The organism is Kitasatospora sp. NPDC090091 (assembly GCF_044747365.1).
GTDB lineage: Bacteria > Actinomycetota > Actinomycetes > Streptomycetales > Streptomycetaceae > Kitasatospora.
This window is the reverse complement of the sequence record NZ_JBIVDY010000038.1, coordinates 1-4,120: the sequence shown is the minus strand read 5'-3', so window position 1 is coordinate 4,120 and position 4,120 is coordinate 1. Positions and strand designations below refer to the sequence as shown.

Annotated in this window: 7 protein-coding genes; 2 read left to right on the top strand and 5 right to left on the bottom strand. The window is 73.9% G+C overall.

The window, feature by feature from the left end:
* Positions 1-136: 136 nt before the first annotated feature.
* Positions 137-697 (bottom strand): TetR/AcrR family transcriptional regulator, encoded by a 561-nt coding sequence (locus ACIPSC_RS37695; protein WP_400834534.1) that lies wholly within the window; start codon positions 695-697, stop codon positions 137-139.
* 102 nt (positions 698-799) lie between these two features.
* Here ACIPSC_RS37695 and ACIPSC_RS37690 point away from each other — a divergent pair, with 102 nt between their 5' ends.
* Positions 800-1,240 (top strand): hypothetical protein, encoded by a 441-nt coding sequence (locus ACIPSC_RS37690; protein WP_400834454.1) that lies wholly within the window; start codon positions 800-802, stop codon positions 1,238-1,240.
* 120 nt (positions 1,241-1,360) lie between these two features.
* Here ACIPSC_RS37690 and ACIPSC_RS37685 read toward each other — a convergent pair whose 3' ends face one another.
* Both ACIPSC_RS37685 and ACIPSC_RS37680 read right to left on the bottom strand, forming a co-directional pair.
* Positions 1,361-1,855, bottom strand: a complete 495-nt coding sequence (locus tag ACIPSC_RS37685; RefSeq protein ID WP_400834451.1) for a peptidylprolyl isomerase — start codon at positions 1,853-1,855, stop codon at positions 1,361-1,363.
* Between the two features lie 78 nt (positions 1,856-1,933).
* Positions 1,934-2,596: a class I SAM-dependent methyltransferase gene (locus ACIPSC_RS37680; protein ID WP_400834448.1), complete on the bottom strand. Its 663-nt coding sequence runs from the start codon at positions 2,594-2,596 to the stop codon at positions 1,934-1,936.
* Between the two features lie 96 nt (positions 2,597-2,692).
* On the opposite strand from ACIPSC_RS37680, the gene ACIPSC_RS37675 reads away from it, so the two are divergent.
* Positions 2,693-3,295 (top strand): NAD(P)H-dependent oxidoreductase, encoded by a 603-nt coding sequence (locus ACIPSC_RS37675; protein WP_400834445.1) that lies wholly within the window; start codon positions 2,693-2,695, stop codon positions 3,293-3,295.
* Between the two features lie 155 nt (positions 3,296-3,450).
* Here ACIPSC_RS37675 and ACIPSC_RS37670 read toward each other — a convergent pair whose 3' ends face one another.
* Entirely contained in the window at positions 3,451-3,936 is a 486-nt protein-coding gene (locus tag ACIPSC_RS37670) for a GNAT family N-acetyltransferase (RefSeq protein ID WP_400834442.1), read from the bottom strand.
* A gap of 92 nt (positions 3,937-4,028) precedes the next feature.
* Positions 4,029-4,120, bottom strand: a 92-nt coding sequence (locus tag ACIPSC_RS37665; RefSeq protein WP_355372531.1) for an acyl-CoA dehydrogenase family protein, incomplete at its 5' end; no start/stop codon positions are given.

Here is a 4,120-nt window from a genome sequence, read left to right as displayed (position 1 = left end):
GGGGGCGGCGCGGGCGGGGGGTGGGCGGGGGGCGGCGGCGGCCGGGGCGGCGGCGCTGCCGGCGGCGGGCCCGGGGGGGGGGGCGCCTCCCCCCCCCCCCCCCCCCCCCCCCCCCCCCCCCCCCCCCCCCGGGCGCCTATCCGTCGCCCCGGAAGACCAGCTCCAGCACCGACCGGGCGACCTCCTCGACGTTCCCCTCCGCGCTCTCCGGCAGCGCGCCGTTCAGCCAGAGAGCGGCGAAGCCGTGCGCCACCGACCAGGCGGCGAGCGTGGTCACCCGCTCCGACCCCCCGCCCGGCGCCAGCTTGCGCGCGCTCGCGGCGAGCACCGCACCCGCGCGGTCCCGGGCCGCGGCGGCCTCGGGGTCGTCCATCCGGTAGAGCTCGGGCCGGAACATCACCTCGAAGTACGCCCGGTGGTCGACGGCGAAGCGCACGTACGCCACACCGGCGCCGTACGGGTCGCCCTCGGCACGCTCCAGGCTGTCCGCGAAGAGCGCGAACCCCTCCGCCGCGACCGCCGTCAGCACTCCCGTCTTGTCCCCGAAGTGGTGCGCCGGCGCCGCGTGCGAGACGCCCGCCCGCCGGGCCAGCTCACGCAGGCTCCACCCCGACGGGCCGGACTCGCCGATGGCCTCCAGCGCCGCGTCCAGGACGGCCCGCCGCAGGTTCCCGTGGTGATAGCTCGACTGGCTGATCTGTCCCACCTCCACTCTCGTTCGTCCCTCCACCATATCTAGTCATTGACAAGATGACCCGCCGGGCCGCAATCTTTCCAACGACAAGATTGGAGAACAGAGATGGCCCCGCTCATCGCCCTCGTCGCAGGGTTCGCCGTCCTCCGGCTGCTCGGCCTGTTCGCCGTGGACGGGCTCGACGCCTGGCAGCCCGCCCTGCGCGGTGGGCTCGCGCTGCTGTTCGTGACCACCGGCGTGCCGCACTTCATCCCGTCCTGGCGGCGCGAGTTCGCCGCGATGGTCCCGCCCGCACTCCCCCGGCCCGCCCTGCTGGTCACCGTCACCGGTGTCCTGGAGCTCGCCGGCGCCGCGGGGCTCGCGGTGCCCCCGCTCGCGCCCTTCGCAGCGGGCGGCCTCGCCCTGCTGATGCTGGCGATGTTCCCGGCCAACGTCTCCGCGGCCCGGCGCGGGCTCACCCTCGCCGGGAAGCCGGTGACCCCGCTGCCCGCCCGGACCGTGGAGCAGGTGCTGTTCGTCGCCGTCGCCGTCGCCGCGGCGGTGTGACGGCCGCCGTCGCCCGGGCGCCGGCCGGGAACGCGCGAGGGGCAGGGAGTCGGTCGGTCCGACGCCCTGCCCCTCGCTGCGCTCACGCCCGCGGCGGTGCCGCCGCGGTGTGGTCGTTCATTACTCCACGATGCCCGACGCGGCGATGGTGATCTTCGCCTTGGTGCGGCCGCTCTGCGAGCCCAGCGACTCGATCTTCTTCACCAGGTCCATGCCGTCGACGACCTCGCCGAAGACGACGTGCTTGTTGTCCAGCCAGTCGGTCACGATGGTGGTGATGAAGAACTGCGAGCCGTTGGTGTTGCGGCCGGCGTTGGCCATCGACAGCTGACCCGGCTTGGTGTGCTTGAGCTGGAAGTTCTCGTCCGCGAACTTCTCGCCGTAGATGCTCTTGCCGCCGGTGCCGTCACCGCGGGTGAAGTCACCACCCTGCAGCATGAAGTTGGGGATGACGCGGTGGAACGACGAGCCGGCGTAGCCGAAGCCGTGCTCACCGGTGGCCAGCTCGCGGAAGTTGCGGGCGGTCTTCGGGACGATGTCGTCGAACAGCGTGAAGACGATCCGGCCGGCCGGCTCGTCGTTGATGGTGATGTCGAAGTAAACGTTGGAACCCATGCAGGGATCATGGCATGCCGGGCGGGCTGGTGCGCGACAACCCCGAACCCCGGCCCGGCCGCGCAGGCCCCGGCCCGATCAACGGAACAGACCCTGTGCCGGGCGGCGGGCGAGGAGCACGGCCTGCCGGGCCGTCTCCTCCCGGCCGCGCTCGCGGACCAGCCGGGTGGTGACTTCCAGCCCGGCCTCCGCCGCCAGCTCCGCGACCAGCTCGGGCTGCCGGCGGCGGAAGTCCAGCGCGACCGGGAGCCCGAAGGGCTGCTCGATCCGGAGCGGCTCCTCGCCCACCTGGAAGGCCAGCAGCAGGTGGCCGCCCGGGGCGAGCACGCGGTGGAACTCCGCGAAGACCTCCGGCAGCCGTTCCCGCGGGGTGTGGATGATCGAGTACCAGGCCACCGCGCCGGCCAGCGTGGCGTCGCCCAGCGGGAGGTCGAGCAGCGAGCCGACCTCGAAGCGCAGCTCCGGGTACTCCGCACGGGCCGTCGCGAGCATCCCCGGGGAGAGGTCGATGCCGTGGACGTCCAGGCCGAGCCGGTGCAGATGGGCCGTCACCCGGCCGGTTCCGCAGCCGAGTTCCGCCACCGGCCCGCCGCCGTCGGCCCGGACCAGGTCGGCGAAGGCGGCCAGCATGGCACGGTCCAGCGGGTTGTCCGTCTGCACGCCGGGGAAGCGCGCTGCGTACTCGGCGGCGATGGCGTCGTAGAACACCCGTGTCTCGTACAGGAATTCGGGCTCGGTCATGGTCCGACACCCTACCCGCCGGCCACCCGCGCCCGAGGTCCCGATCACGCCTCCCTAGGATGAGCGGAAGGCCAACAGAGCTGGGGGGAGCGGGAGATGGGCGTGCAACGGATCGGGGTGTACCTGGCGCATCCGCGGCCGGGGAGCTTCAACCACGCGCTGTACGAAGCCGTGGTGGACGAGCTGCGCGGACGCGGCTGCGAGGTGGTGGCGCACGACCTGTGCGCGGAGGGGTTCGCCCCGGCGCTGACCGCCGAGGAGACCGGAACCGTCGACCCGGCCGCGGCGCCCACCGATCCGCAACTCGCCCTGCACCGCGGGGAGGTGGCCACCCTCGACGCACTGGTCCTGGTCCACCCCAACTGGTGGGGCATGCCGCCGGCCGTCCTGGCCGGGTGGGTGCAGCGGGTACTGGCGCCCGGGGTGGCGTACAAGCTGGGCACGGCGGACGGCGAGCCGGCCGGGCTGCTGCGGGCCGGGCGGGCGCTGGTCCTGAACACCTCGGACACCCCGGAGGAGCGCGAGCACGGCGAGTTCGGCGACCCGCTGGAGCGGATCTGGGCGGCCTGCGTGCTGCCGTACGTCGGGGTGGCGGACGTCCGGCGCCTGGTCTTCCGTACCGTGACCGACTCCGCCGAGGCCGCCCGCGCACAGTGGCTGCGTCAGGCACGGCAGGCGGCCGCGGCGCTGCTCGACTGAGTCCGGCCGGAGGATCGGCCGGGGCGGAAGTGGCCGGCCGCGGGAACGGCGTAGTCCGGGAACAGCACGGTCCGGGAACGGCGCGGAGCAGGAAGTCGGCCGGTCCGACGTCCTGCTCCGCGCCCGTGCACCCGGGAGCCCCCGGCGGCAGGCCGTCAGGCGGCCGCGAGGTCGAGCTCCGCGACCACCTGGTCCCCGCTGAGCTCCCCGGTCGGCCGGAAGCCCAGGCGGGCATAGAAGCCGGCCGGGCCGTCGTCGCCGGGGACGTAGGTGACCGTCACCCGGCGGCCGCCGCGGCGGCGGATCTCGGCGGCGACCTGCTCGACGGCGAACCGGCCGTAGCCGCCGCTCTGCTCCTCGGCGGCGATGTTGAGGCGCCAGAGGCCGGAGCGGGGGCGGTCGTCCGGCCGGTCGGGGTAGAAGGTGATGTCGAAGAACGCCATCACGAACCCGACCAGCCGATCGCCGTCGAAGATCAGCCGGGGCCAGGCGCTGTCACCGTGCACGTAGGCCTCGGCCAGCGACTTGACCACCGGGGACACCAGTCGCTCCTGATCCGGTCGGACCTTCAGGGCGAGCGCGGCGTCGATCGTGGCCGGGGTCACCGGCTCCAGCCGCAGGGCGGGGGATGGCACAGACATACCGCCGACCCTAGCCATCGCGCCCGGGCGGGGTCGCGCGGATTTCCGGGCCCTGCAGCCCGCTCCTCGCGCCGGAGCGGGCAGGTACTGCCCTACGGCAGGTTGCGGGCCATGACGATGCGCTGGATCTGGTTGGTGCCCTCGTAGATCTGCGTGATCTTCGCGTCCCGCATCATCCGCTCCA